Source organism: Arthrobacter sp. fls2-241-R2A-200 (assembly GCF_030209745.1).
GTDB lineage: Bacteria > Actinomycetota > Actinomycetes > Actinomycetales > Micrococcaceae > Arthrobacter.
Window position 1 is genome coordinate 57,499 of record NZ_JARVRJ010000005.1, and the last position, 26,186, is coordinate 83,684.

Sequence of the window (26,186 nt, forward strand, 5' to 3'; positions counted from 1 at the left end):
GCATTGGTTGGCTGGGCCGTTTCCGCTCCCGCTGAGGGGAGGCGCCGGCTGGCTAGTAGGCCCCCGACGGCCTGGTCATGGCCCGAAAAGTGCGCCACATGATCATGAGGTCCCCGGCGATGGACCAGTTTTCGACGTAGTAGAGATCCAAACGGACCGCCTCGTCCCACGGCAGGTCCGATCGGCCGTTGATCTGCCAGAGCCCGGTGATTCCGGGCTTGATGAGCAGCCTCCGGTGCGTATGGCGTTCGTAGCCGTTGACCTCGCGCGACAACGGTGGACGTGGGCCCACCAAGCTCATGTCGCCCACCAGGACGTTCCAGAACTGCGGCAGTTCGTCCAGGGAGTACTTCCGCATCCAGCGCCCGCACGTGGTGATGCGGGGATCTCCGCGGATCTTGAAGAGCACGCCGGCGCCCTCGTCACGCATGCTCAGTTCGTCCACCCGGGATTCAGCGTCCACCACCATGGAACGGAACTTCAACATCCGGAAGGTGTTGCCCTGCTTCCCGATGCGTTCTTGGGTGAAAAGGACAGGCCCGGGGCTGTCCCACCGGACAATGAGCGCCAGGACCAAGAGCGCTGGCGAAAGGACAGCCAGGGCAACCGCGGCCACCGCGATGTCCATCACGCGCTTGAGCGTATGTTTGGCGCCGGAGTAGTGGGGAATATCCACATGCATCAGGGGCAGGCCTTCGACAGGGCGCCAATGTATCCGCGGGCCGGCTACGTTGGTTAGGGTTGCCGCCAGCACCAGCTCGGCGGAATCTTCCTCCAGCCTCCATCCGAGCTCTTGGATGAACTGGTTGCCCCCAGGGACTGGCCCCGCCACTATCACGGCATTGGCTCCGGTTTGGTGGACAGTGCTGGCGATGCCGTAAATGGACGCCAGGACCGGCACCCGCAAGTGGTCCACAGCCAGTACGGCTCCACGCCGGGCACCAGGCAAGCAGGCTCCCAGAATCGAATAAGGCGCACCGGACCTGCGGTTGATTTGCTTGATGACATACCGGACGTCCTGCGGTTCGCCGACGACGATTGCGCGCGAGAGGCAGCGTCCGCGTGATTTCTCGTGGCTGAGCCAACGACGGAATCCCCAGCGGGTGCCCGTCAGGGCCACCAATCCAAGGGGCAGCGAAACCAACACGAAAGAACTGACAGGTTCCAGCCGGAAAACAACCGCCACAATGCCTAAGAAACCGAAGACGCGGACACTCGCCGAGAGGATCCGTTTGTATTCTTCGGGTCCTACTCCGAGCACTTTGGGATCCCTGGTGTGGTAAAGGGCCAATGCCGTGAGCCACGCGAGCCCCAAGGCCGAGGCCAGCAGCAAGCGGCGGGTGTCGCCAGCGCTTCCGTCGCCTGGGATGGATCCTTCAGTGTTGAGCAGGTATCCGGCCAGGACAGCAACTCCAACGAGGGCCGTGTCGGCGAACCTGAGGCTGTTGGTCAGCACATGTACCCAGTTGGTTGACTCCCGGTGCGGCAAGGGTGCGGGCACGTCTCGGTGGGTGGCTGACGGCCCGAAGTCCAGGGTTGTCTCCCCTGAACCCAAGACCGCCAACCCCGCCTTTTCAGTCCGCTGTGCAGCAGCGGACTTGTCAATCCTGGAAGACGACGGCGGATTGACGGTGACCGAGGCAGGCGCTGTTTGGAAGTCCGGCATTATGGAGGCCCGGTGGGCACTCTTGGGTACCCCAGCCTTGCCCCATCGCATCACGGAAACTTTCACCATGTCAGCCCTCTTCTTAGACCTGCCACTGCCTAGATACCAGTGAAGCCGTGAGGGTGCTGAGGCGCACCAGTAGTCAGTACTCAAGTTTGAGCAGCGAGACCCGTTTGCCCTACGTGTGAGTACTTGCTCCGGTTCCGGGCACTACGTGTTCGAAGGTTTGGAGGGGCAACAAAAAACCGGCCACCCCCAAGGGTGGCCGGTCGTGAAAGGGAGCTAGTCTTCCAAGCTTTCGAGGTCGTCGTCCAGGGAGTCCTCGTCTTCCTCTTCGTCTTCGAAAACCTGGAGGGGAGTAACCTCTGAGTAGGCCTCGTACAGAGCGTCTTCGTAAACTTCGAACGCATCAGCGATGGCGAAAAAAGCTGCCTCCACGTTGGGGTCGCCCTCGCCGCGACGCGCAGAAGCGGCAACAAGGTGTTCCTCGAGGGCAGCGGACAGTGACTGAAGCGCGACACGCGGATCAATGCTCATGACTTCACGTTAGCCGGAAAAAGACGAAAATGGAGAGGGATGAGAGAACAATTTCCCGGCAGCTCCGTGGAGCGCCAAAGAGACTACGCCCGCCAGTACGAGTACCTGGTACTGACCGTCGGACCCCAGGAGTCGCTGCCGGAGGCCCGCCGCCGGCTCGCTGAACACTCCGAGTACGGCAAATGGGAGCTTGAACGCAGCGTCCTCTACCTCGGGGGCGGTCGGCGCTTTTGGCTGCGGCGCAAGGTTTATTCGGTCCAGCGTACTGTTTAGTACGTTTCCCGTCCTCGGGACTAGCTCTCCAACGGCCCCAGCCAGGCATTGGCAACGGTGTTGTGGGCGGACTCGTCGTTGGACGGGTGGAAGATCCCAGCCAGCACATCCCGGTACAGCCGTTCCAGTTCCGAGCCCCGGAAGTAGCTGGAGCCCCCGGACACCCTGACGGCCAGATCCACCACACGGCGGGCATTCTCTGTGGCCCTGGACTTCAGGCCCACAAGTTTGGCGAACCATAGCGGGCCATGATCCACCAGTGAATCCACGTCCCGTGCCAGTGACGAGATCTGGGGGTAGATGCCGTCCAAGGCCAAGGCTGCGTCCGCGATTTTCCACCGGATATCCGGGTCCTGCGCGTAACTGCGACCTCCGTACTTGGCAGAGACGCGCTTTTTGACGTTCTCCACTGCCACCATGAAAGCCCGTTCCGCCACGCCGGTGTACACGGCAGCGAGCAGCGTTTCGAAGCAAGCAAAAATGGCAAAGATCAGCAGGTCTTGGTTTGGCCCAACTGGCAGCTTCCGGAAGATTCTCTCCGCCGGAACCTCCGCGCCGTGGAGCACGGTGGTGTTCGAGGCACTGGCCCGCATGCCCATGGTGTTCCAGTCATCGAGCGTCTCGTGGCCGGGCTCATCGCGCCGCAGGAATCCGAAGACGAGCTCCCCCGCGCCGTCCCGGGCACTGGCATCCTTGCCGAACGTCCCAAGCCGGGTCCAACCGCGCGAGAGGCTGGTAAAAATCTTCCGGCCGGTGAAGCTATAGCCTCCACCAGCCAGCGGTTCAGCGATTGTTCCAGAATCGAAGAGCATGGAGTCATTGCCGGCCTCGGAAATCCCGAAGGCAAAGACCTCCCCCTGACCCGCTTCCCTCAGGACAAAGGCCAGCGAATCATCTCCATGCGCCGCCATGATACGGGCGACGCCGGTCCACACCAGGTGCATGTTAATAGCCAACGAAGTGGCTGGGGCCGCCGTGGCGAGACGCTGCTGCAACGCAGCTACCGCTTCCAAGCCAAGCCCCAAGCCGCCGTCGTCGGCTGGGACAAACAACTTGAGGTATCCCGCGGCAGCCAAGTCCGCCAGGTCCTCGTGGAAGAACTCATTCTTGAGGTCGTACTCGGCTGCGCGTGCGCGCAGGCGTTCGAGCAGGGCATCAGGCAGGATCTCTTCGGGCGTCATGGGCAAGACCTCCTTGGTGAATGGTTAGAAGCGTGAGTCCCGTATCAGCGCGAGTGCCCTTTAGTAGTTGGTCAGGAGCTTATTCAGCACCCGTGCGCCGAACTGGAGGGACGCTGCCGGCACGCGCTCATCCACTCCGTGGAACATTCCGGTGAAGTCAAGCTCCTCAGGCAGCATCAAGGGCGCGAACCCATAACCCGTAATGCCGATTCGACTCAAGGACTTGTTGTCCGTTCCGCCTGAGAGCGTGTAGGGAAGAACCTTGGCGCCCGGGTCCTCGGAGTGCAGGGCGTCAATCATGGCGTCCACGAGGTTACCGGCGAAAGGTACTTCCAAGGAGACGTCCTTATTGACGTAACTGATCTCGATTCCGTCCCCGGCGAGCTCCTTGATGGTCTCCAGCACCTGCTCCTGTTGGCCGGGCAGGGTCCGGCAATCAACAAATGCCTCGGCTGACTCGGGAATCACGTTGTGCTTGTAGCCCGAGCGCAACAGCGTGGGATTGGAGGTGTTCTGCAACGTCGCGCCCACAAATCTGGCCACGGTGCCGAGCTCCTTGAGCAGGATCTCCGGGTTGTCGGCGTCGAACTCGACGCCGGTGAGTTCAGTGACGCCGTCGAGGAACTGGCGGGTGGTTGGGGTCAGTTCGACGGGCCATTTGTACTCGCCAATACGGGTCACAGCAGCTGCAAGCCGGGTGATCGCGTTGTCGGTGTTGATCTGCGAGCCGTGACCAGCACGGCCATGGGCCAACAGCCGAAGCCACGAAAGGCCCTTTTCGGCGGTCTGCAGCAGGTATGTCCGCTGACCACCGATTGTCGCTGAGAAACCGCCAACTTCGGAGATCGCCTCGGTGGCGCCGTCGAAAAGCTCGCGTCGGTGCTCCACAGCGTAGCGTGCGCCGTAGTTACCCCCGGCTTCCTCATCGGCGAAGAAGGCAAAGATGATGTCACGCTTGGGTTTGCGGCCGGTCCGGGCAAAATCCCTCATGACCGAAAGGATCATGGCGTCCATGTCCTTCATATCCACAGCCCCGCGGCCCCAGATCAGTCCGTCCTTGAGCTCGCCACTGAACGGGTCCACCGTCCACTGATCCTTGAGCGCGGGAACAACGTCCAAGTGGCCATGAACCACCAAGGCGTCAGCGGAAGGGTCTTCACCTGCCAGGCGGGTCACCACGTTGGCCCGGCCAGGAGCCGATTCGAAGATCTCCGCTTCAAGCCCGACGTCGGTGATGAGCGCCGCCGTGTACTCCGCTGCGGCGCGCTCCCCCGGCCCGGTGTCGTCACCGAAATTGGATGAGTCGATGCGGATCAGCTCCTGGCAAATCCGGACAACTTCGTCTTCGGGGCGGATGACAGACATGGAGCTCTCCTCGCGGCTGGGGTTCAGGTGCGGCGACAGGCCAGGCACCCTTCGGCGGCCCGCCCGTATCCCATCAGCCTACTCACCCACTGGCCTTCGACGCGCGGAAACATGCGGCCACGAGTCGCATCATGACTGCCTATACCCGTGATCATCCGCGATTTTTCAGCTACCCGAAAGCGTGTTAGAGTTTTTCTCGCTGCTTCGAAGGAAAGTGAACCACCGAGAGGTGTGAACAGCCCTTTGAATACCACCTGCGCGGGTGGCGGAATGGCAGACGCGCTAGCTTGAGGTGCTAGTCCTCGAAAGGGGGTGGGGGTTCAAGTCCCCCTCCGCGCACAAACGAAAAACCCCTGGAATTCAAGGATTCCAGGGGTTTTTCTTGTTTCCGCCCAAAGATGCGGCACAAGACGGTAGTGGCTGCGTCGCTGGCTCCAGCACCGAGGTCCGCTGTTATTGTCGAGCAGGGCGGGAAAATCCCATCGAGCGACAATGCGGCCCCAGCGGGGCACCCGGTGGGGCCAATGATCAGCTCCCCGCGCGTACTTCGCCGTCGAAAATAATAAGGATGTCCAGGTGAACTCATTGGTCCAGGGTGTGCGGGCAACGGACCTGAAGCGCACTAACGAACGAGTCGTCCTCGATGACGTACGGATCGCGGGACTGACCACGGCGCCTGAGATCGGTAAAAGGACCGGCCTATCCAAGCCGACCGTTGGCGCCGCCCTGCGGACGCTCCAGGCTGCGGGCTTCGTGAGCCCCCAAGGCTTTAAGGAAGGGCGGTCCGGTCAAGCACCCCTCCTTTGGGCAGTGGACGAACACGCAGGCCTGGTCCTCTCCGGGGACATTGGAACGCAATGGGTCCGTTTGGGGCTGTGCACCCTGAGCGGGCGCCCACGCGGAGCCGTCCGGGAGCGGTCCGAGTCGGGATCGGCCGAAGACGTCCTTCGTGCCCTGGACAGGGCCATGAGCCGCCTGCTGAAAGAAGCAGGCGCCGAACGGGATTCGGTGGTCTACTCCGTGCTCGGCAGTCCGGGCGTGGTGGACCCGGTGTCGGGCCGGCTGAGGCACGCGTCCAACCTTCCCGGGTGGGATGCCCCCTCGACGTTAGCCGCCCTCCAGGAGCTTTTCGGTCCCCATTTGCTGATCATGAAAGATGTCTATCTGGCCGCGCTCGGAGAGGCCCAGGCGAGGGCTGGGAGCGGGACTAAAGACTTCGTGCTGCTCTCGGTGGGAGCCGGGGTGGGCGCGGCGGTGGTACTCGGGGGCCAACCCATGCCGGGCGCTCACGGGCTTGCCGGGGAAATCGCGTTCCTGCCGTTGCGCGTGGACCCGGTCGAGTCGGGCGACCCATCCCCGCGCGGACCATTGGAAGAAGCCGCGTCCGTTGATGCATTGCTCTCTGCTGCAGACGCTGGTCACCGATTCGCCGGGGTCCACGAAGTGGTGCAGGCGACGAAACTCGGTGACCCGGCTGCCACACAAGCCCTGGCCGCCGAATCGCGGCTCATTGCCTACGCCCTCACGGCCCTCATCCTCGTCGTCGATCCCCCGCTGGTGGTCCTGACCGGCAGCATCGGCCTCCAAGGAGGCCCGGAACTGGCGGATGCCGTTCGCGACGACGTCACTCGACTGCTCACAGTAAGCATCCCTCCGGTGGAGGTAAGCACGGCGGGTGAGGCAGCCACCCTGCACGGGGCGGAAAGCAAGGCCATCGAGCTGGCATGGGACAGGCTTGCCGCCGGTCTGTAGCACTCCGAGGAACTGAAGATTTTGGGCTGGAAACTTAATATGGATTGACCCTTGACCATGATTGGAAAACTGTTTTACGATTGATGAATCTTCTACGGCTCTCTCCGTCCCTCGCTCCGGCACGGATCCAGCCCCTTTCCTAAGGATTCACAATGGCGTCTATTCCTGTGCGCGCACCCCAGCTGCGCCGTCGTATCGGTTCCTTCCAAGCAACCGCGCTCAACATGTCACAGATGGTGGGGATCGGCCCCTTCATCACAATTCCTGCCATGATCGTTGCTTTCGGCGGTCCCCAGGCCGTGGTTGGCTGGATCGCCGGAGCCGTTTTGGCCTTGGCCGACGGGCTCATCTGGGCTGAGCTGGGAGCCGCAATGCCAGGCTCCGGCGGAACGTACGTTTACCTGCGGGAAGCCTTCAAGTACCGGACCGGACGCCTAATGCCCTTCCTCTTCGTATGGTCGGCCGTGCTCTTCATACCGCTCGTGATGTCCACCGGCGTGATCGGGTTCGTGCAGTACCTCGGGTACTTGGCACCGGGCATGGATGACGGGACGGGGACCCTCATCGGGTTGGCCCTCATCGTGTTCATCACGGTGGTCCTCTGGCGCCGCATCGAGTCCCTGGGCAAACTCACCGTGGTTCTGTGGGCGGTCATGATCTTGACGGTCCTCACCGTCATCGCCGCTTGCCTCACGCATTTCAACCTTGCCCAGGTGATGGATTTCCCGGCCGGAGCCTTCGATATCACCTCCGGCGGTTTCTGGGTTTCCTTCGTCGCAGGCCTGACCATCGGCATCTACGACTACCTCGGTTACAACACGTCCTCGTACATGGGCGCTGAGGTCAAAAACGCAGGCCGGACCATTCCCCGTTCGGTCGTCTTCTCGGTGGTGGGAATCATGGTCATCTACCTCTTCATGCAGATCGGCGTCCTGGGCGTCGTGCGGTGGCAGGAAATGCTCGATACCAACTCCATGGCCTACCAATCGCTCGTTTCGCTGGTCCTGCAGCGGACCTGGGGAAGTGAAGTTGCCCTCGTTGTCACTGCCTTCATTCTCATCACGGCTTTCGCCTCCCTCATGGTCGGCCTCCTCGCCGGCTCACGCGTTCCTTACGACGCGGCGCGGGACGGAGTCTTCTTCAAGGTCTTTGCCAAGCTGCACCCCACCAAGGAATTTCCCGTGGCGGGTCTCGTCGCCATGGGCGTCATGACCGCCGTCGGCTTCCTCATCGGCCGGGCCACCAACATTGGTGCGCTCATTCAACTCCTTACGGCGGTCATGGTTCTGGTTCAGGCCCTCGGGCAAGTAGCTGCGGTCGCCGTCCTCCGCCGCCGAACCGACGTCGTCCGGCCTTACAAGATGTGGCTCTACCCGGCGCCGCTGATCGTCGCAGGGCTTGGGTGGCTGGTCATTTACTTCTACTCCGACATCAACGCTCCCGGCCTGCACCCCATCGAGCTGTCCCTCGCATGGGTGGCGGTCGGTGCGATCAGCTTCTTCATCTGGGCCAAGCGTGAAAAGACCTGGCCCTTCGGTCCGCTGCCGGTGGAAAAGAACGACGTCGACGAAGAAATCCGTTCGGGGATCAGCGCATGAGTGCCCATGGAAGCAGCCCAGTGCCCTTGGCCGTGGGCATCGACATCGGCGGCACCAAGGTCAAAGTGTGCGCAGCCACCCTTGACGGCACTATCCTGCATATTGCCGAAGCCAGCGGTCCCGCCGGTCGTGCCGCTTCGGACGTCATCAGGGATGTCAAAGCATGCTTCGGCGCGGCGTTGGAGGTCTCGGCCCAACTCCTTGGAGATGAGGTGTGCGCCAGCGCTGTGGGGCTCGTCACCCCGGGCGTGGTGGGCGAAAACGGCATCGAACTTACGCCCAACAATCCTGGGTTGGACGCAGCCGTTCCGTCCAAGACCATCAGCTCGCAGCTCGGGGTCGGGAGCGTCGCATGGGCGAACGACGTCAAGGCCGCCGCAATGGCCGATTACCAATGGGGTGAGATGCAGGGCGCCCGCTGCGGCCTCTACATCAACGTCGGGACCGGCATTTCGGCGGGGGCCGTCATCGATGGCAAGCCCCTGCTGGGTGCCAACGGCGCAGCGCTGGAAATTGGTTACTTGATCCCGTCAACAGCCACGCACCACCGCGGACACCGCAGCGGAATCGCACCCTTGGAAGATGCAGTTTCCGGGCGGGCACTCAGTGCCCGGGCACTGGAAGCAACCGGCCAACACCTCCCGGCCTCCACGGTCATTGTATCCGCAGGCGATCACGGGCAGGCCGCCCTAGCGGGGCTGGCCGAGGAATTCATCGATCAGATCACCCACGCTGTCTGCAACCTGGCGATCGCCCTGGACCCTGACGTTATCTCGATCGGCGGCGGAGTATCCGCGGCCGGTGACGTCTTCATGCCGCGCCTGCGCGATGCCCTCAACGAATTCGTACCCTACCCCCCTGCGGTCACAGTGTCTCCGGCCGCAAATGACCTGTCGATGTTGGGCGCGCTCCTTCTCGCTTACAACAGCCTCCAGATCCCGGTCCCGACCGTGCAGGTACCGGCCACCGCCCTAGGCGAGGCCGACGTCGTCGCTTCTGTCACATCACAGCCAGTCGAAGCCGGAGTGTAAAAGACCGTGCGAATAACTGTCGCTGAATCAGCAGCCGCACTCGGGCGTGCAGCAGCTATGCACGTCTGGGCTCATGTCCAGGCAGAGCCGCACACCGTCCTGGGCGTGGCAACCGGATCATCGCCGCTTCCGCTCTATCAATACCTGGCCGACCACCCTGGCCCGGACTTCGGCGCAGTCACATGTTTTGCCCTTGACGAGTACCTGGGTCTCCCGGCGGGCCACGAACAGAGCTATGCCGGCTTTGTCCGCAAGCACATCAGTGAACCCCTGGCTATTCCTTCCGCACGCGTCCACGTGCCACAAGCGACCATGGACGACGCCGGAACCGCCAGCGCGGAATACGAAGCCAGGATCCGGGCCGCTGGCGGAATCGACCTCCAGATCCTGGGGATCGGGCGGAACGGACACCTGGCGTTCAACGAACCAGGGTCCAGCTTTCACTCGCGGACCCGCGTGGTCGCCTTGACCCAAGACAGCCGCGAAGCGAACTCCCGTTTCTTCCCTTCCCTTGACGACGTGCCGACCCACGCCATCACCCAAGGACTGGGAACCATACAAGAGGCGGGGCACCTCCTGCTCGTCGCAACAGGCCAGGACAAGGCGCAGGCGGTAAACCGTGCGCTCTTGGGACCCGTCACTGAAGAAATGCCGGCGTCCCTCCTGCAGCTGCACCCTAAGGTCACCCTCGTCCTGGACCGGGCGGCGGCCGGCATGCTTCCGCTTGAGGTCCTGACGAAATACGCACCACAAGCGTCCGCTGCCGCCCGCTAGTCCACGTCCAGGACTTCCATGCGTGTGTCGTCCGGCGCGAGTTGGCCTACTTGGCCCCGAGGAAGATCGGGTTGGTCAACGCGGCCATGGGCCCGAGCAGCAGTGTAGTGCCCATGTTGGTTCCGTTGCTGGGGGTGCCATCGACCATGGGGTGGCGTACTTCGGCCCGGACATAGGCGGAGAGCTGCGGCGTGGTGACCCAGGTGTGGGTGCCTTGGCCGGAAGCCGGGAGCGTGACCTGCTGGGTCTGGCCCTCGTCGGTGATGATCCGGATGACGCCATTGGGGACACCGCTGATGTTGATGGTCACGGTCACGGGGGTGTCGGCCTTGACGTCGAGCCGCTCCCCGACGGTTGCCTTCCCGCCGCCGCCGGCCACGGTGAGGTCCAAGGAGATGTCGGCGGACTCCGCGATCCAGGTGCGGCCCTTCCGGAGGCCTTCCAGGATGGCGTCATGGGAGAGCGCTGTCGCGTTGACCACATTGTGCGGCAAGCCTATGACCTGTGGCTCACTGTGGGCGTCACTGTTGCCCATGGCTGGTATCCATCGGCCACCGTTGCGGATCGACGTTGCGAGCATGGAGTCCCAGGTGTTGATGGCGTACTCGTCGTCCGCGGTCCAGGGGCCGGTCCAAACCTCCACGGCGTCGGCATCGTCGTAGCCGAACTTCCAACGGCACGCGACGTAAGGGCAGTAGGGGTGGGCCGGGACTACAAGGCCGCCGGAAGCGTGGATGTGCTGCGCCTCCTGTTCGAAACCCTTATCGCGGGCACGGTAGCGCCAGTCGATCCAGTCCCCCGGTTCGATTCCCAGTGCCAGGTAGTGTCCGTTCCGGGTGGTGACTTCCTCGCCCGTGAGGATCAGCAGGTCATTCCCGGCCAGCGGGCCCCAGGCTCCGTGGGAGGCAGGGGTGTTGTGGTCGGTACTGATCATGAAATCGAGCTTCGCGGCCCGCGCACCGGCGGCAACCTCGGCCGGGGTGCGTTTGCCGTCGGAGTAGATGGTGTGCAGGTGCGCGTCGCCCCGGTACCAGCCAGCGCCCCTGCCGTTGACCTGCTTTGGCGGGTACTGCGGGGAGAACGGGGTGCCGTCGGGCCCGTAGTCGAGGGTGACGTTGACGGTGTAGTCCATGCCCTGTTCCGCCACTTGGTAGGGCCCCAAGGCAATGTTCCAGGTGCCCTTACCGACCGGACCCGGCAAGTAGCCGGGGGTGGCTTCGGCGGCGCTGATGAAAAACTCCGTGCGGAATCCGCCGGACCAGCCGCGGAAACCCTTCCCGGCGAGGTCGGTGCCGTTCTGATCGAAGACGCCGATGTCGCAGGCGTTGGAGAGCAGGCCCGGCGTGACCGTTGGCTTGCTGTAACTGTAGGACACGCTGATCTTGTTGACGCCGGCAGGAACCTCAACCGGCAGGTATACAAAGTCGGCGGCACCCGGATCCAAGTGGCCGGTGATGGTCTTGGTCTTGCTGGTGCCTGAGTCGGCAGCGGCGAAGGACATCGGTGCCAGGGTCACTGCGGCGCCGGCAAGCGCGGCGGCGAGGAATCCGCGGCGGGAAGGGGACGGGAAAACACTCTCAGCCTCGTGGGCTTTACATGGTGAACTCACTCGCCCGAGTTTCACCACGCTCCCTGAACGGCAGGCTACGTGATGGGAAATATCACTTGAACCGTGGTGATCAGTTGGGAGCCGCGTAGCAGTTATGCTTTCAGCCCCGCGCCGCCACCCTGCCCGTGAAGTGCCGCCGGCCGCTCCGTGGGTTCCACGCGGTGTAGTCAGAGGACCATGCCCCGCTTCCTGATGGCGTCGTCGAGATATCAAGCGCCACCCGTGCCGGCAGGAAGACCGGGGCCTCAAACGCGACGTCCCAGTTGAACGTGTCACCCTTGGCGGGCCCGACGTCGGCGAGGGCGCGGGAGGCTAAGTACATTCCGTGCGCGATGGATCCTCGCAGGCCAAGCGCTTTGGCGGACAGGACACTGAGATGGATTGGGTTGAAGTCCCCGGAAACAGCAGCGTAGCTTCGCCCGATATCCGGCCCGATCCGCCACAGGGCCGTGGGGTCTGGTGGGGTGAAATCCTCCCGCCCGGTGGCGGCATGGTGGTTTCCGGATTTGTCGATTCCCGGAAGGAAGACACCCTTGGCAAGGTACGTGGACACTCCCCGCCACACAGTCTCCCCAGTGGCGTGCAGCGTCACCTCCGCCACGACGTCGACTTGCGTGCCGGCCCTATGCCCGGTGAGATTCTCCGACCAAGCGCAAACGTCCAAGGCCTCCGCGAAGTGGATCGGGCTCCTCTGCTCTATCCGGTTCCGCAGATGAATCATCCCAAGAAGAGGTAGCGGGAAGTCATCCCGGTTCATGACGCTCATGGACACCGGAAACGCCAGGGCATGGACAAAACCCGCCGGCAAGGTATCGCTGGCCGACTCCCCCACCAGGTGTTGGTAGGCGGTCAAGTTGTCGACGTCGGCTCGAACGTTCCGGACGTGGTAGCTCACTGCCGGCAGCGCGGGCTCACCCGCCGATCCCCCGAGAATCCTCCGCCTGGCAGCCGTGGCTGCAGCGTTGAGGTACAACTTGGACAATGAGGGCAGTTCGGTGAGGCCGATTTCCTGCAGGTTGCTCATGCTCCCACCAGTTGTTGCCCGCAAACGCGCAGCACTTCCCCGGAGATGCCACCGGCGGCGTCGCTTGCCAGAAAGGCGATGGCCTCCGCCACGTCCTGCGGCTGACCACCTTGCTTGAGCGAGTTCAGCCGACGGGCTGCTTCACGGATGGCCAATGGCATCCGGGCCGTCATCTCGGTTTCGATGAAGCCCGGGGCCACAGCATTAATGGTCCCGTGGAACGGCTGCATCAACGCCGCCGTGCACCTGACCATGCCGATCACGCCGCCCTTGGACGCTCCGTAGTTTGTCTGCCCACGGTTCCCTGCGATGCCGCTCGTGGACGCCACGGAAACAATTCGCGGAGAGTCCCGGAAATGCTCCGATCGGAGCAGTGCTTCATTGATGCGCAGCTGGGCAGCGATGTTTACGGCGATAACTGAATTCCATCGCGCCTCGTCCATGTTGGCCAGGAGCCTGTCACGGGTGATGCCGGCATTGTGCACCACAATGTCCAAGCGCCCATGTCGTTCCACCGCGTGCTCGATAATCCGGTGTCCGGCGTCGTCATTGCTGATGTCCAGCTGGAGCGCCGTCCCCCGGACCTCATTGGCCACAGCGGCAAGATGGTCCCCCGCAGCTGGGATGTCCACGGCCACGATCTTCGCGCCGTCGCGGTGGAGGGTCCGGGCGATCGCCGCACCGATTCCACGGGCAGCACCTGTCACCACGGCCACCTTGCCGGCCAGCGGCTTGTCCGTGTCCGCAGGCATGCTCCCCGACGCGGACGCAACGGTCAGGAACTGCCCATCCACATAAGCAGATCGTCCCGAGAGGAAGAACCGCAAGGCACCCAAAGCCGAGGGGCTGGTCGTTGCCAATTCCTCCGCGAGGAGGACGCCGTTGGCGGTGGCACCCGCCCGCAACTCTTTTGCTAGCGAGCGGAGCATCCCGTCCACGCCCTGGCGAGCTGCCGCGACCGACGGCGACGACGCTGACAGCGGCGTTCTGGACATGGTGATCACGCGTGCGTTGGCCGCAAGATCCCGCAGAGATCCCCCCGCCGTGAGCACTGGCTTGCCCAGATCACCCGGGTGCTGCAAGGCATCGAGCACGAGGATTATGGCGCCGAGCTTTTCCCTCGGCAATGCGTTGCGGCGTACATCGAGGCCCCAACCGAGAAGGGCGGTAGCGACGTCGTCGGCGCCTGCACTGTCACCACTGACGAGGACCGGACCGGTGATAAGCGGAGCCCCGGGTTCGTAGCGCCGGAGGACCACAGGCTGCGGCAGGCCCAGCCGTTTCGCAACATCCTTACCCAGTCCACGGCTGACCATCTGCGTGTATTTGTCTGTCACTGTCCCCCCTACGCTGATTCCAAGATGGCAACGACGCCTTGGCCGCCCGCAGCGCAGACTGAGATTAGCCCCCGCGTTGGCCTGCCTTCAGTGAGCGCTTTTTCATGCAGCATCTTTGCCAATGAAGCCACGATCCTGCCACCGGTGGCGGCAAAGGGGTGTCCGGCGGCAAGGGAGGAACCGTTGACGTTGAGCTTGGCCCGGTCCACCTTCCCCAACGCGCCCGGCAGGCCTAGCCGGGTACGGCCGAACTCTTCGTCTTCCCAGGCAGCCAAGGTACTGAGCACCGTTCCAGCGAAGGCTTCGTGGATTTCGAAGAAGTCGATGTCCTCGAAGGTGAGTCCTTGGCGCGCCAGCAGGCGTGGCACCGCGAACACGGGTGCCATGAGGAGGCCATCCTTACCGTGGACGAAGTCGACGGCGGCCGCCTCACCATCCACCACGGTGGCAAGCGTGGGCAAGCCGCGGCTGTTAGCCCACTCTTCAGACGCCAGCAGGACGGTGGCGGCACCGTCAGTGAGCGGCGTTGAGTTTCCTGCTGTCATAGTGGCCTCGGAGCCGAGGGTCTTACCGAATACGGGCTTCAAGGAGGCCAGCTTTTCCAGCGAGGTGTCGGCGCGGAGGTTGGAGTCGCGGTTCAGGCCCCGGTACGGGGTGAGGAGGTCATCGAAGAACCCCCTCTGGTAGGCGGCTGCGAGGTTGCGGTGGCTGTTGTAGGCGAGCTCATCCTGGGCCTCGCGGGTGACTTTCCACTGGGCGGTGGTCAGCGCCTGGTGTTCACCCATGGATAACCCGGTCCGCGGCTCGCCGGTATTGGGCGCATCGGGAGCGAGATCCTTGGGACGGATCCGGCTGATGACCTTGAGCTTTTGCGCGGGCGTCTTGGCGCGGTTGAGGTCAAGGAGGATTTCCCGGAGGCCTTCGCTGACGGCAATGGGAGCATCGGAGGCCGAGTCCACGCCACCGGCAATTCCGGAGTCGATCTGCCCGAGCCTGATCTTGTTGGACAGGCCCAGCACTGTTTCAAGTCCCGTGGCGCACGCCTGCTGAAGATCATAGGCGGGAGTTTCCGGGGCCAGTGAGGAGCCCAGCACAGCCTCGCGGGTGAGATTGAAGTCGCGGGAATGCTTCAAGACGGCGCCGGCGGCAACCTCTCCGATCCGCTCATCCTGGAGCCCGAACCGTGCGATCAAGCCTTCAAGGGCAGCCGTGAGCATGTCCTGGTTGGAGGACTTCACGTAGGCACCTCCCGTGCGGGCAAAGGGAATCCTGTTGCCACCCACGATGAACGCCCTGCGAGTTGTTCCTGGCGCCTGCTGTGCCTGTCGATCTCCTCCGGTGGTCATGTCCGCTGCAGCCATGGATGTCTCCTTCGATCGAATGCCAGTTACTGATACCCAGCGTACCTGATACGCTGGGTATCGTGAACAGCCAATCCCCGGAAGCCGACACCCTGCCGAACCGTGCGGACACCAATGAGCCAATCCCCGGAATGGATGGCCGGTCCGTGCGCTGGCAATCCCATCGTGAAGAGCGGCGCAGGGAACTCATTAAGGCAGCACGGAAAGCGGTGCACCGGTTCGGCAGCGATGCCTCCATGGAGGACATCGCTGGAGCCGCAGGGACGTCCAAGTCGGTCTTCTATCGTTATTTCGGGGACAAAGCCGGGCTGCAGCAAGCTATGGGCGAGCTCGTCCTGGGCCAGATGCAGCGCCGCATGCAGGAAGCCGCCCAGCTTGCGCAAACGCCACGCGAAGGCTTGTTCGCCATGGTCTCCGCGTACCTCCAAATGGCCGATTCGAGCCCCAACGTCTACGCGTTCATTACCCGGCCCAGCCCGGGAGACGCGTCCAGCCAAGACGCCATTGCCGCATCCGGGGCCCTGGGCAACTTCTTTGAGCAGGTCAGCGACATGATCGCCACGCCCATGCGGGAATTTCTCGGACCAGAGAAGGAAGCCGTCATTGTCTACTGGCCCACCGCTGCCATCGGGCTGGTCAGGAACGCCGGCGAGATGTGGCTTGGGAGCCCGGCCAGCCCAGCCAAGCCAGACCAAGCCACCATGGCCGCGCGAATTACGGACTGGCTATGCCTGGGCATCGCCCCTGAACTCAAAACCACCACCTGATACCAGTAACGACTCATCAGTTGTCGGACCAAAGAAGGAATCAACATGACTGAAGTAGTGGACAGAACCGCATCGCAGCATCAGCCCTCGGGCAAACGCGTTGAGGCCTCGGCCGCGGAACCCGTTGTGAATGTAGCTGCGCTGGGCGAACAGCTCCTGGGCAAGTGGGCACATATCCGGCGCGAAGCCCGTGCAGTGGCGGGCAACCCATCCGTGCAGAAAATTGAGGGGCTGTCCCACACTGAGCACCGGGCCCGGGTCTTCGAGCAGCTGAAGTTCCTCGTCGACAACAACGCCGTCCACCGAGCCTTCCCTTCCCGCTTGGGTGGTTCGGACGACCACGGCGGAAACATCGCCGGCTTTGAGGAAATCGTTACGGCCGACCCCTCCCTCCAAATCAAGGCAGGCGTCCAGTGGGGTCTCTTTGGCTCCGCCGTCATGCACCTCGGAACCAAGGAACACCAGGACAAATGGTTGCCGGGCATCATGAGCCTGGAGATCCCCGGTTGCTTCGCCATGACCGAAACGGGACATGGGTCCGACGTCGCCAGCATCGCCACCACGGCCACGTACCACCCGGAGAGCCAGGAATTCGTGGTCAACACACCGTTCCGCGCAGCGTGGAAGGACTACATTGGCAACGCTGCAACAGATGGCCTGGCCGCCGTCGTGTTTGCGCAGTTGGTCACCAAGGACGTCAACCACGGCGTCCATGCTTTCTATGTTGAGCTCCGGGATCCGGACACAAAGGAATTCCTCCCGGGCATCGGCGGCGAGGACGACGGGATCAAGGGTGGCCTGAACGGCATCGATAACGGCCGGCTTCACTTCACGAACGTCCGGATCCCCCGCACTAACCTCTTGAACCGCTACGGTGATGTAGCCGCGGACGGCACCTACTCCTCCCCTATCCAGAGCCCGGGCCGCCGCTTCTTCACGATGCTGGGAACCTTGGTCCAAGGCCGTGTCTCCCTTGACGGGGCGGCAGTCGCCGCGAGCAAGGTGGCTCTCAAGACCGCCATTCAATACGCCACGGAGCGCCGCCAGTTCAATGCTTCGTCTCACACGGACGAGGAAGTCCTGCTGGACTACCAGCGGCACCAGCGCCGGCTGTTCACCCGTTTGGCCACCACCTACGCAGCCAGCTTTGCCCACGAACAATTGCTGCAGAAGTTCGATGACGTGTTCTCCGGCGCGCACGACTCAGACGCCGATCGACAGGACCTCGAGACGCTGGCGGCCGCGCTCAAGCCGCTCAGCACCTGGCACGCCCTCGACACACTGCAGGAGTGCCGCGAAGCCTGTGGTGGCGCCGGCTTCCTGATCGAAAACCGTTTTGCGTCGCTGCGGGCGGACCTGGATGTCTACGTCACCTTCGAGGGCGACAACACCGTTCTGCTGCAGTTGGTAGCCAAACGTCTCCTGGCTGACTACGCCAAAGAATTCCGCGGGGCCGATTTCGGCGTCCTTGCCCGCTACGTGGTGGACCAGGCTGCCGGGGTTGCCCTGCACCGGACGGGGCTGCGGCAGGTGGCCCAGTTCGTCGCCGATACCGGTTCCGTCCAGAAGGCAGCGCTGGCGTTGCGCGATGAGGAAGGTCAGCGGACTCTGCTCACTGACCGTGTGCAGTCCATGGTGGCGGAGGTTGGCGCGGCACTGAAGGGCGCCAATAAACTGCCCCAGCACCAGGCTGCGGCGCTCTTCAACCAGCACCAGAACGAACTCATCGAAGCGGCGAACGCCCATGCGGAGCTCTTGCAATGGGAAGCGTTCACCGAGGCGCTGGGCGAGGTCACGGACGAAGGCACCAAGCGAGTCCTGACGTGGTTGCGTGATCTCTTCGGATTGTCGCTCATTGAGAAGCACCTGTCCTGGTATCTCATGAACGGCCGGCTCTCTATGCAGCGCGGCCGGACGGTGGGTGCCTACATCAACCGTTTGCTGGTCAAAATACGGCCTCATGCCGTGGACTTGGTGGATGCTTTCGGATACGGCCCGGAGCATCTGCGAGCTGCGATCGCCACCGGGGCAGAGTCCGTCCGGCAGGACGAAGCCGCCAAATATTTCAGGGAACAGCGCGCCAGCGGCAGCGCGCCGGCGGATGAAAAAGCCTTGCTGGCATTGAAAGCCGCCAGGCCCCGTTAGGAGCCGCGCGCAGGACACGAACGACGGCGCCGTCCCCACTTAGGGGGCGGCGCCGTCGAACGCGGTCTGCTGTTTGGGACGCTAGGGGTCAGCGCAAGACTGAACGGTAGACCTCGAGCGTCGCCTCGGTAATGGACTCCCAAGAAAAGTGTTCTTCGGCCCGACGTCGGCCTGCGACGCCCATCTGGCGGGCGCGGGCCGGATCTGCCACCACCTCGTTCAACGCAGCGGCGAAATCACTGACGAACTTTTCCGGATCGAGCGGTGTCCCCGTTCCGTCCGTCACCTGCTCCAGTTGGACCAGCAAGCCGGTTTCTCCGTGCTGGACCACCTCCGGAATGCCACCCGTCGCGCTGGCCACAACGGCTGCACCACACGCCATCGCTTCGAGGTTGACGATCCCCAAGGGCTCATAGATGGAGGGGCAGGCAAAGGCCGTGGCATGGCTGAGGACCTGGATCAGCTCCCGGCGTGGGAGCATCCGCTCGATCAGGACCACGCCCTGGCGCTTCGCCTGAAGATCCTCGATCAGGCGTGCGGTCTCAGCGGCGAGCTCCGGTGTGTCGGCCGCGCCCAAGCAGAGGACCAGTTGCACGTCATCGGGCAGGCTTGAAGCTGCCCGCAACAAGTACGGAACACCCTTTTGGCGGGTGTTGCGCCCCACGAACACCACACTGGGCTTGTCCGGATCGATCCCAAGAGCGCGGATCGCATCGACCTCTTCGTCCCTTTCCCACAAGGAAACGTCAATCCCGTTGTGCACCACCTTGACCTTGTTCGGGTCCACGTTCGGATAGCTGCGGAGGATGTCTTTCCGCATCCCGTCCGAAACGGCAATGATGGCGTCGGCGGCTTCGTAGGCCGTTTTTTCGACCCATGAAGACAGTGCGTAGCCACCACCGAGCTGTTCAGACTTCCACGGGCGGAGCGGCTCAAGGCTGTGGGCGCTCAACACGTGGGGAATGCCATGGAGCAAGGACGCCAAGTGGCCTGCCATGTTCGCGTACCACGTATGCGAGTGCACAAGGTCCGCTCCCGCGATGTCCGGAACGATCCTCAGGTCCACGCCGAGCGTTTGGATGGCGGCGTTGGCTCCGCCGAGCTCATCCGGGGTCGCATAAGACTCAACCGATGCCCCGTGGTAGTCGGAATCACGGGGCGAACCGAACGCCCGCACATGGAGTTCGACGTGCTTCGCAAGCACGCGGCTGAGCTCGGCAACATGGACGCCGGCACCGCCATATATTTCCGGAGGGAACTCTTTAGTCACAATGTCTATTCGCACGCTAACCAACGTAGTCGTTCCCGCGTATGTGTTCTAGTGTGAAAGAGTCCGGAAAATCGGACTTTTGGGGGAATACGAAGACGTACGGGGAGCTGTGACCATGGCGTTGAAGAAAGTTTTGGCAATCGTATTGGCAGGCGGGGAAGGCAACCGCCTCATGCCGCTGACAGCGGACCGGGCCAAACCCGCGGTTCCGTTTGCCGGCGGTTACAGGTTAATTGACTTTGCACTATCCAACCTCGTTAATTCGGGATACCTGAAAATTGTTGTGCTCACGCAGTACAAATCCCATAGTTTGGACCGCCACATCTCAGAGACGTGGCGGATGTCGACGCAATTGGGCCGGTACGTAGCCTCCGTTCCGGCGCAGCAACGCGTGGGCAAGAGTTGGTTCCTGGGGAGTGCGAACGCTATCTACCAGTCCTTGAACCTCATTCACGACGACGCTCCCGACATCGTGGTTGTGGTCGGTGCTGACCACGTTTATCGCATGGACTTCTCCCAGATGGTGGAACAACACATCGCCAGCGGCGCCAAGGCCACGGTGGCAGCGGTCCGCCAGCCCCTGAACATGGCGGACCAGTTCGGTGTGATCGAAGTGGACCAGAATGATCCGCAAAAAATCGCCGCTTTCGTGGAAAAGCCGTCCAGCACCCCCGGGTTGGCAGCTGACCCCACTCAATTCCTGGCTTCCATGGGGAACTACGTCTTCAACGCCGACGCCCTCGTTGATGCCTTGCATGTGGACGCGGAGCGGCTCGACACCAAGCACGACATGGGTGGGGACATCATTCCCTACTTCGTGGACCAAGGCGAAGCCGGTGTCTACGACTTCACGCTGAACGATATCCCGGGCGCCACGGATCGCGACCGGACGTACTGGCGCGACGTCGGTACTATCGATTCGTTCTACGACGCCCACATGGACCTCATCTCGCCCGTGCCGGTGTTCAACCTGTACAACTCCGAGTGGCCTATCTACACCCGCCAGAGCATTTCACCGCCGGCCAAGTTCGTCCGAGGCGGCAACAACACGGTGGGTACGGCCTTGGATTCCATCGTGGCCAGCGGCGTGGTTATTTCCGGTGGCATTGTTGAAGGCTCGGTGCTTTCCAACGACGCGTACGTTGCCGCTGGGAGCCGCGTCCAGGACTCGGTCCTGATGGATAAGGTCCGTGTGGGCGAGGGCGCAGTCATCAAGCGGGCCATTCTGGATAAGAACGTACAGGTTCCGGCCGGCGCTGCCATCGGACTGGACCCGGAGCTGGATAGGGCCCGCGGTTACAAAGTCACCGAGTCGGGGATCACGGTGCTGGCGAAGGGACAGATGGTTCCGGAGCCCGGCGAGGCTGAGCTTGCCCTCTCCGCCCAGCATCGCCGCAGCCTTCCGGAGGCGGTCAAGGCAGCAACACACGACGATCCCGATATCCGCGACTCCGCCGAAAAGGTCGCTGCCGGAATCCAAGCCCGCGTACCCGATGTTGCCCGGCAAGGAGTCGTCAACTAGGTAGCAGGCGCCGGCGGTCACCCAGGCCCCGGGGCAGGCCGAGGTCTCTTCAGGCTGTAAAATCAGTTCAATGAGCTCCACCAATCTGACGCCCGAAGAGATCCAGGCCTGCCTCAAGGTTTTGACCACGATCCACGTCTACGACGAAGAGCACCCGGACTACGTTGCCGTCCGGCGTGCTACCGGCAAGATGTTCAAGGCCGTCAAGCGCCATCGTCGAGTCACCAAGCGTGATTCCATCGCCGAAGCAGACCGCGCCGTCATTGCCCTGACGGCGACGGCGGCACCGGACCGGATCGATGACGAGACGCGCGGCAACAAGCTTGCGCCCTCTGCCACGGGAGAGATAGCGGGCCACCTGATCCGTTCGCGTCCTTGTTATATCTGCAAGAAGCACTACACCCAAGTGGACGCGTTCTACCACCAGCTTTGCCCTGAATGCGCGGCTTTCAGCCACAGCAAACGGGACGCACGGACCGACCTCACAGGCCGGAGGGCTTTACTGACCGGTGGCCGGGCCAAGATCGGTATGTATATCGCTTTGCGCCTCCTCCGGGACGGCGCACACACCACCATCACCACCCGGTTCCCCAAGGATGCCGCCCGCCGCTTCGCCGCCATGGAGGACAGCGCTGAGTGGCTGCACCGGCTGCGGATTGTGGGCATCGATCTTCGCGATCCGGCCCAGGTCATGGCGCTCACGGACTCACTGAACGAGGCCGGGCCCTTGGACATCATCATTAACAACGCCGCCCAAACCGTGCGCCGTTCCGGAAATGCGTACAAGCCGCTGGTTGACGCCGAAGATGAGCCTCTACCTGCGGCACTGGAACCGGCCAACGGCGGACCCGAGCTGGTCACCTTCGGCCATGCCCACGACAAGCACCCGCTGGCCTTGGCCAGCAGCGTCACCGAACACCCTGTGTTGGCCGGTGACGCGATCACGTCCCTGGCCCTGTCCACAGGTTCAGCCTCCTTGCAGCGAATAGAAACCGGTACCGCTATCGACGCCGGTGGCTTGGTTCCGGACTTGGCGTCCATCAACAGTTGGACCCAGGTGGTGGACGAGGTGGACCCGCTGGAGATGCTGGAAGTCCAACTCTGCAACGTCACCGCGCCATTCTTGCTGGTTAGCAGGCTCCGTGATGCCATGAAGCGCTCCACGGCGCACCGCAAGTACATCGTTAACGTTTCGGCGATGGAAGGACAATTCTCCCGCGCCTACAAGGGCCCCGGTCATCCGCACACGAACATGGCCAAGGCCGCCTTGAACATGATGACCCGTACTAGCGCCCAAGAGATGCTTGACTCCGACGGCATCCTCATGACTGCGGTGGACACCGGCTGGATCACGGACGAGCGTCCGCATTACACCAAGGTCCGGCTCATGGAGGAGGGCTTCCACGCTCCCTTGGACCTGGTGGACGGGGCCGCCAGGGTTTATGACCCGATCGTGATGGGCGAGAAGGGCGAGGACCAATACGGAGTCTTCCTCAAGGACTACAAGCCCTCGCCCTGGTAAAGCGCTACGCCAGGCGCGTGATTTGCACTGTTACCGACAGACCCGAGCCGCCGCCCCCGGACAGGATGCCTTTAAGCGGTGGGACATCGCGGTAGTCCCGGCCCCTGGCTACGGTGACGTGGTAGTCGCCGGCCGGCTTGTGGTTGGTGGGATCCCAACTGCGCCACTCCCCATCCCACCATTCGAGCCACGCATGCGATTGCCCCGCCACCGCTTCGCCGATACCCGCCGTCGAGCGTGGATGGACGTAGCCCGAGACGTAACGCGCCGGGATGCCGCTGCAGCGCAGCGCGCCGATCGCCAAGTGTGCCAGGTCCTGGCACACGCCTTGGCGCTGTGACCACGCCTGTTCGGCATTGGTGGTGACGCCGGTACTGCCTTTCATGTAGGTCATCTCTCCGGCCATCCACGAAAAAACCGCGAGTGCGGCGTCGTGCGGGTTCTTACCGGCAACCACATCCGGAACGATCCCAAGAACCTCATCCCCGGGCCCGCTCAGGCGGGATTGCGGAAGCCAGTCACTGAATTCATCCTGGATCTTGTCCGAGGCAATGACGTCCCAACCCACAATGTCGTCCTCGGTGGCCACCCGTTCGGGGCGATGGACCTCCACCGTGGCGGTCGCCTCAACCTCGAGGCTCTCATGGGGCATCTGCATGTCGAAAGCTGTCACGCGGGTGCCCCAGTAGTCGCGGTACGTACTCACCGCTGCCTGATGGGGGGAAACTTTGAGTGAGGACTCCAAGACCACCTGCTGGGCATCGGTGAGGGGCGTCATCCGTGCCTCGTTGTAGGACAGCGTCACGCGGCCGTTATATCTATAGGCCGTGGTGTGGACGATACTTAGCCGGGTCATGAAACTTCTCCCACCCAGGCGTGTTCATCAGCCTGATTGAAGTACTTACGGGAAATCGCGTCCGACGCCTGCGTCACTGCCTTTTGCACGCGTTCCATGTGCTCGGGCAGTTCCGACATCAGGTCATCGGTGCGGTGGAACTCCAAAAACGTGCGGGCCTGGCCCACGATCCGCCGTGCATCGTTGATGAAGCCAACGCGCTGTGCCGAGGGATCCAGCTTTGCGAGGCATTCGTCGGCGTCGCGCAGCGCGTAAACGATCGATCGCGGGAAGAGGCGGTCCAGGAGCAGGAATTCGGCCGCGTGCTGGTCACCGAAGGCTGCCCGACGGGTCCGGATGAACGACTCATAGGCGCCGGCGCACCGGAGCATGTTCACCCACGACATTCCCGCGGACTGGACGTCACGGGTGGAGAGCATCCGCGCCGTCATGTCAGCCCGCTCAAGGGAGCGGCCCAGGACCATGAACAGCCAACTCTCATCGTGGCTGACGGTGGTGTCCGCAAGCCCACGGACCATCGCGGTCCGCTCAAGGACCCAGTTACAGAAGCGGTACGTCCCCACAACATCCTTGCGGTGCTGGTTCAACCCGTAGTAGGTGGTGTTGAGGCTCTCCCACAAGGACTGTGAGACGGTTTCCCGTGCGCGGCGGGCGTTCTCGCGTGCGGCGCCGAGTGAACCGGCGATGGAGGAAGCACTCGCTTTGTCGTAGGCAAGGGCATGGAGTAGTTCGGGAAGCCCGAAGTCATCGCTCTGCGGCTTGGCTCCCATGACGGCCAGCAGGTCACGTGCCACACTTTGTTGTTCTTCAAGGGGAAGATGGTTCAGTCGCTCGAGGTGCACGTCCAGGATCCGTGCTGTGCCATCGGCGCGTTCAACGTAGCGTCCGATCCAAAAGAGTGATTCAGCAATACGGCTCAGCATCTAACTGGGCCTCCTTCACATGGTGCCGGTCGGAGTTCAGGTCAGGGGTGTGGGCGCTCACTGCTGTTGCTCCGTTTGGCGGTCCCGCCAGTTGCTCTCCACGGGCCACACAGAGACCTGTTCACGGACCCTTACCGACTGGCGTGGGATGGCTTCAGCGGGAAGTTGCGACGAATTCGCCAGGACCCAGGTGTCCTTGGAGCCGCCGCCTTGGCTGGAGTTGACGATCAAAGACCCTTCCTTGAGGGCTACCCGGGTGAGTCCGCCGGGAAGGACCCAGACGTCGTCGCCGTCGTTCACCGCAAAAGGGCGCAGGTCCACGTGGCGAGGTCCGAACTTGTCCCCTGAAAGGGTCGGCACCGTGGACAGTTGCAACACCGGCTGCGCGATCCAACCCCGTGGATCGGCAATGACTCGCCTGCGCAACGCGTCCAATTCTTCCTTGGAAGCATCCGGGCCGATCACGAGCCCTTTGCCCCCGGAGCCGTCAACGGGCTTAACCACCAATTCGTGCAGGCGGTCAAGCACATGCTCCCTTGCTTCCTTTTCCTCAAGTCGGAACGTGTCAACGTTGGCAATGATCGGCTCTTCGTGGAGGTAGTACCGGATCAAGTCAGGGACGTAACTGTACACGAGCTTGTCATCGGCGACGCCGTTACCCACTGCGTTGGCGATGGTCACTCCCCCAGCGCGCGCGGCGTTGACGAGGCCGGGGCAACCCAGCATTGAATCGGAGCGGAACTGCAGCGGGTCCAGGAAGTCATCATCGATGCGCTTGTAGATGACATCAACGCGCTGTTCGCCGGCAGTGGTCCGCATGTAAACGCGGTTGCCGCGGCAAATCAAATCCCGTCCCTCCACGAGCTCCACCCCCATGAGCCCGGCCAGCAGGGTGTGCTCAAAGTACGCGCTGTTGAACACCCCCGGGGTCAGGACCACAACGGTGGGATCATCGACGCCGGCCGGGGCGGTCTTGCGGAGCGCGGAGAGAAGTCTGCGGGGATACTCCTCCACGGGCCGGATATGCTGCTGGCCGAACGCTTCCGGGAGTCCCTTGGCCATGGCCCGGCGGTTCTCCAAGACGTAGCTCACGCCCGATGGGACACGGACGTTGTCTTCCAGAACGCGGAAAGTCCCGGCAGCGTCACGGACGACGTCGATGCCCGAGACATGCACGCGGACACCGCCGGCCGGCTCGAAACCGTGGACCGCCCGATGGAAATGGGCGCTCGTGGTGATGAGTTGCCTCGGAATCACCCCATCAGCCACCACTGCCATCCGCCCATAGACATCGTTCAGGAAGGCTTCCAATGCCTTGACGCGCTGCGCCACCCCCCTTTCCAAGACGTCCCATTCATCCGCCGGAATCACGCGCGGAACGATGTCCAGGGGGAAAGGCCGCTCCTCCCCTGCGTAGTCAAACGTCACTCCACGGTCCAGGAACGTCCTCGCCATGGAATCGGCCCGGGCACTAACGTCCGCGAGCGAAAGTTCACGCAAGGCTCCTGAAACCTGTCCGTAAGATTTTCTGGCGACCTGGCCCGGGGCAAACATCTCGTCGTAGGCGCCACTACGGGCGGCGGCCTCGGAATAATCCTGGAATAGGTCAGACATGGGAATTAGACAATCACCTTTTTGATTCGAGCGCATTACGCGCTGCTTGTGTCGCTGTG

At 62.9% G+C, this 26,186-nt stretch carries 21 protein-coding genes and 1 tRNA gene; 10 read left to right on the top strand and 12 right to left on the bottom strand.

Translation table 11 applies throughout. The annotated features are described in order from the left end of the window. Nucleotides 1–52 precede the first annotated feature (52 nt). The gene (locus tag QRN42_RS05830; RefSeq protein ID WP_284978337.1) at nucleotides 53–1,735 is read right to left on the bottom strand and encodes a sugar transferase; all 1,683 of its coding nucleotides are present in this window, start codon (nucleotides 1,733–1,735) and stop codon (nucleotides 53–55) included. A gap of 213 nt (nucleotides 1,736–1,948) precedes the next feature. Then, on the bottom strand, nucleotides 1,949–2,203 hold the full coding sequence (locus QRN42_RS05835; protein ID WP_284978338.1) for a hypothetical protein: 255 nt from the start codon (nucleotides 2,201–2,203) through the stop codon (nucleotides 1,949–1,951). A 39-nt stretch (nucleotides 2,204–2,242) separates the two neighbouring features. Between QRN42_RS05835 and QRN42_RS05840 the strand changes: the two genes are divergently transcribed. Next, nucleotides 2,243–2,476 carry a DUF5703 family protein gene (locus tag QRN42_RS05840; protein ID WP_284974678.1) on the top strand — a complete coding sequence of 78 codons (234 nt, stop codon included), beginning with the start codon at nucleotides 2,243–2,245 and terminating at the stop codon, nucleotides 2,474–2,476. A gap of 20 nt (nucleotides 2,477–2,496) precedes the next feature. On the opposite strand, the gene QRN42_RS05845 is transcribed toward QRN42_RS05840, so the two are convergent. Together QRN42_RS05845 and QRN42_RS05850 are read right to left on the bottom strand one after the other, a co-directional pair. Further along, a complete protein-coding gene (locus QRN42_RS05845) occupies nucleotides 2,497–3,657 on the bottom strand; it encodes an acyl-CoA dehydrogenase family protein (protein WP_284978339.1) in 1,161 nt (386 codons plus the stop codon). A gap of 60 nt (nucleotides 3,658–3,717) precedes the next feature. Continuing rightward, nucleotides 3,718–5,022: a M20/M25/M40 family metallo-hydrolase gene (locus QRN42_RS05850; protein ID WP_284978340.1), complete on the bottom strand. Its 1,305-nt coding sequence runs from the start codon at nucleotides 5,020–5,022 to the stop codon at nucleotides 3,718–3,720. A gap of 256 nt (nucleotides 5,023–5,278) precedes the next feature. Here QRN42_RS05850 and QRN42_RS05855 point away from each other — a divergent pair. The 5 genes from QRN42_RS05855 to QRN42_RS05875 all read left to right on the top strand — a co-directional run bounded on the left by QRN42_RS05855 (nucleotide 5,279) and on the right by QRN42_RS05875 (nucleotide 10,177). Beyond that, nucleotides 5,279–5,361: transfer RNA gene (locus tag QRN42_RS05855), tRNA-Leu, on the top strand. A gap of 237 nt (nucleotides 5,362–5,598) precedes the next feature. Continuing rightward, nucleotides 5,599–6,774 carry an ROK family transcriptional regulator gene (locus QRN42_RS05860; RefSeq protein ID WP_284978341.1) on the top strand — a complete coding sequence of 392 codons (1,176 nt, stop codon included), beginning with the start codon at nucleotides 5,599–5,601 and terminating at the stop codon, nucleotides 6,772–6,774. Between the two features lie 152 nt (nucleotides 6,775–6,926). Further along, nucleotides 6,927–8,372: an APC family permease gene (locus tag QRN42_RS05865; protein ID WP_284978342.1), complete on the top strand. Its 1,446-nt coding sequence runs from the start codon at nucleotides 6,927–6,929 to the stop codon at nucleotides 8,370–8,372. After that, the gene (locus QRN42_RS05870; protein WP_284978343.1) at nucleotides 8,369–9,403 is read left to right on the top strand and encodes an ROK family protein; all 1,035 of its coding nucleotides are present in this window, start codon (nucleotides 8,369–8,371) and stop codon (nucleotides 9,401–9,403) included. Before QRN42_RS05865 ends, QRN42_RS05870 begins: the two co-directional genes overlap by 4 nt. Nucleotides 9,404–9,409: 6 nt before the next feature. Further along, entirely contained in the window at nucleotides 9,410–10,177 is a 768-nt protein-coding gene (locus QRN42_RS05875) for a glucosamine-6-phosphate deaminase (RefSeq protein WP_284978344.1), read from the top strand. Nucleotides 10,178–10,223: 46 nt separating this feature from the next. Here the strand turns inward: QRN42_RS05875 and QRN42_RS05880 are convergent, their stop codons facing one another. From QRN42_RS05880 to QRN42_RS05895, 4 genes are all read right to left on the bottom strand, one after another. Continuing rightward, nucleotides 10,224–11,786 carry a CehA/McbA family metallohydrolase gene (locus QRN42_RS05880; RefSeq protein ID WP_284978345.1) on the bottom strand — a complete coding sequence of 521 codons (1,563 nt, stop codon included), beginning with the start codon at nucleotides 11,784–11,786 and terminating at the stop codon, nucleotides 10,224–10,226. A 100-nt stretch (nucleotides 11,787–11,886) separates the two neighbouring features. Further along, on the bottom strand, nucleotides 11,887–12,810 hold the full coding sequence (locus QRN42_RS05885) for a MaoC family dehydratase (RefSeq protein ID WP_284978346.1): 924 nt from the start codon (nucleotides 12,808–12,810) through the stop codon (nucleotides 11,887–11,889). Then, nucleotides 12,807–14,147, bottom strand: coding sequence for a 3-oxoacyl-ACP reductase (locus tag QRN42_RS05890; RefSeq protein WP_284978347.1), 1,341 nt, complete (start codon nucleotides 14,145–14,147; stop codon nucleotides 12,807–12,809). The genes QRN42_RS05885 and QRN42_RS05890 overlap by 4 nt, the downstream gene beginning before the upstream one ends. A gap of 8 nt (nucleotides 14,148–14,155) precedes the next feature. Further along, a complete protein-coding gene (locus tag QRN42_RS05895) occupies nucleotides 14,156–15,508 on the bottom strand; it encodes an acetyl-CoA C-acetyltransferase (RefSeq protein WP_284978348.1) in 1,353 nt (450 codons plus the stop codon). 131 nt (nucleotides 15,509–15,639) lie between these two features. On the opposite strand from QRN42_RS05895, the gene QRN42_RS05900 reads away from it, so the two are divergent. Both QRN42_RS05900 and QRN42_RS05905 read left to right on the top strand, forming a co-directional pair. After that, the gene (locus tag QRN42_RS05900; protein WP_284978516.1) at nucleotides 15,640–16,275 is read left to right on the top strand and encodes a TetR/AcrR family transcriptional regulator; all 636 of its coding nucleotides are present in this window, start codon (nucleotides 15,640–15,642) and stop codon (nucleotides 16,273–16,275) included. Between the two features lie 45 nt (nucleotides 16,276–16,320). Beyond that, the gene (locus QRN42_RS05905) at nucleotides 16,321–18,420 is read left to right on the top strand and encodes an acyl-CoA dehydrogenase family protein (protein ID WP_284978349.1); all 2,100 of its coding nucleotides are present in this window, start codon (nucleotides 16,321–16,323) and stop codon (nucleotides 18,418–18,420) included. An 88-nt stretch (nucleotides 18,421–18,508) separates the two neighbouring features. Here QRN42_RS05905 and glgA read toward each other — a convergent pair whose 3' ends face one another. Continuing rightward, nucleotides 18,509–19,705 carry a glycogen synthase gene (glgA, locus tag QRN42_RS05910; protein ID WP_284978350.1) on the bottom strand — a complete coding sequence of 399 codons (1,197 nt, stop codon included), beginning with the start codon at nucleotides 19,703–19,705 and terminating at the stop codon, nucleotides 18,509–18,511. 94 nt (nucleotides 19,706–19,799) lie between these two features. Here glgA and glgC point away from each other — a divergent pair, with 94 nt between their 5' ends. Continuing rightward, nucleotides 19,800–21,212, top strand: a complete 1,413-nt coding sequence (gene glgC, locus QRN42_RS05915) for a glucose-1-phosphate adenylyltransferase (RefSeq protein ID WP_284974870.1) — start codon at nucleotides 19,800–19,802, stop codon at nucleotides 21,210–21,212. A 70-nt stretch (nucleotides 21,213–21,282) separates the two neighbouring features. Further along, on the top strand, nucleotides 21,283–22,734 hold the full coding sequence (locus tag QRN42_RS05920; RefSeq protein ID WP_284978351.1) for an SDR family NAD(P)-dependent oxidoreductase: 1,452 nt from the start codon (nucleotides 21,283–21,285) through the stop codon (nucleotides 22,732–22,734). Nucleotides 22,735–22,738: 4 nt separating this feature from the next. Here the strand turns inward: QRN42_RS05920 and QRN42_RS05925 are convergent, their stop codons facing one another. The 3 genes from QRN42_RS05925 to QRN42_RS05935 are packed head-to-tail and all read right to left on the bottom strand — an operon-like array spanning nucleotide 22,739 to nucleotide 26,127. Next, nucleotides 22,739–23,590, bottom strand: coding sequence for a transglutaminase family protein (locus QRN42_RS05925; RefSeq protein ID WP_284978352.1), 852 nt, complete (start codon nucleotides 23,588–23,590; stop codon nucleotides 22,739–22,741). Then, entirely contained in the window at nucleotides 23,587–24,513 is a 927-nt protein-coding gene (locus tag QRN42_RS05930) for an alpha-E domain-containing protein (protein WP_284978353.1), read from the bottom strand. Before QRN42_RS05930 ends, QRN42_RS05925 begins: the two co-directional genes overlap by 4 nt. 57 nt (nucleotides 24,514–24,570) lie before the next feature. Further along, nucleotides 24,571–26,127, bottom strand: coding sequence for a circularly permuted type 2 ATP-grasp protein (locus QRN42_RS05935; RefSeq protein WP_284978354.1), 1,557 nt, complete (start codon nucleotides 26,125–26,127; stop codon nucleotides 24,571–24,573). Nucleotides 26,128–26,186: the final 59 nt, after the last annotated feature.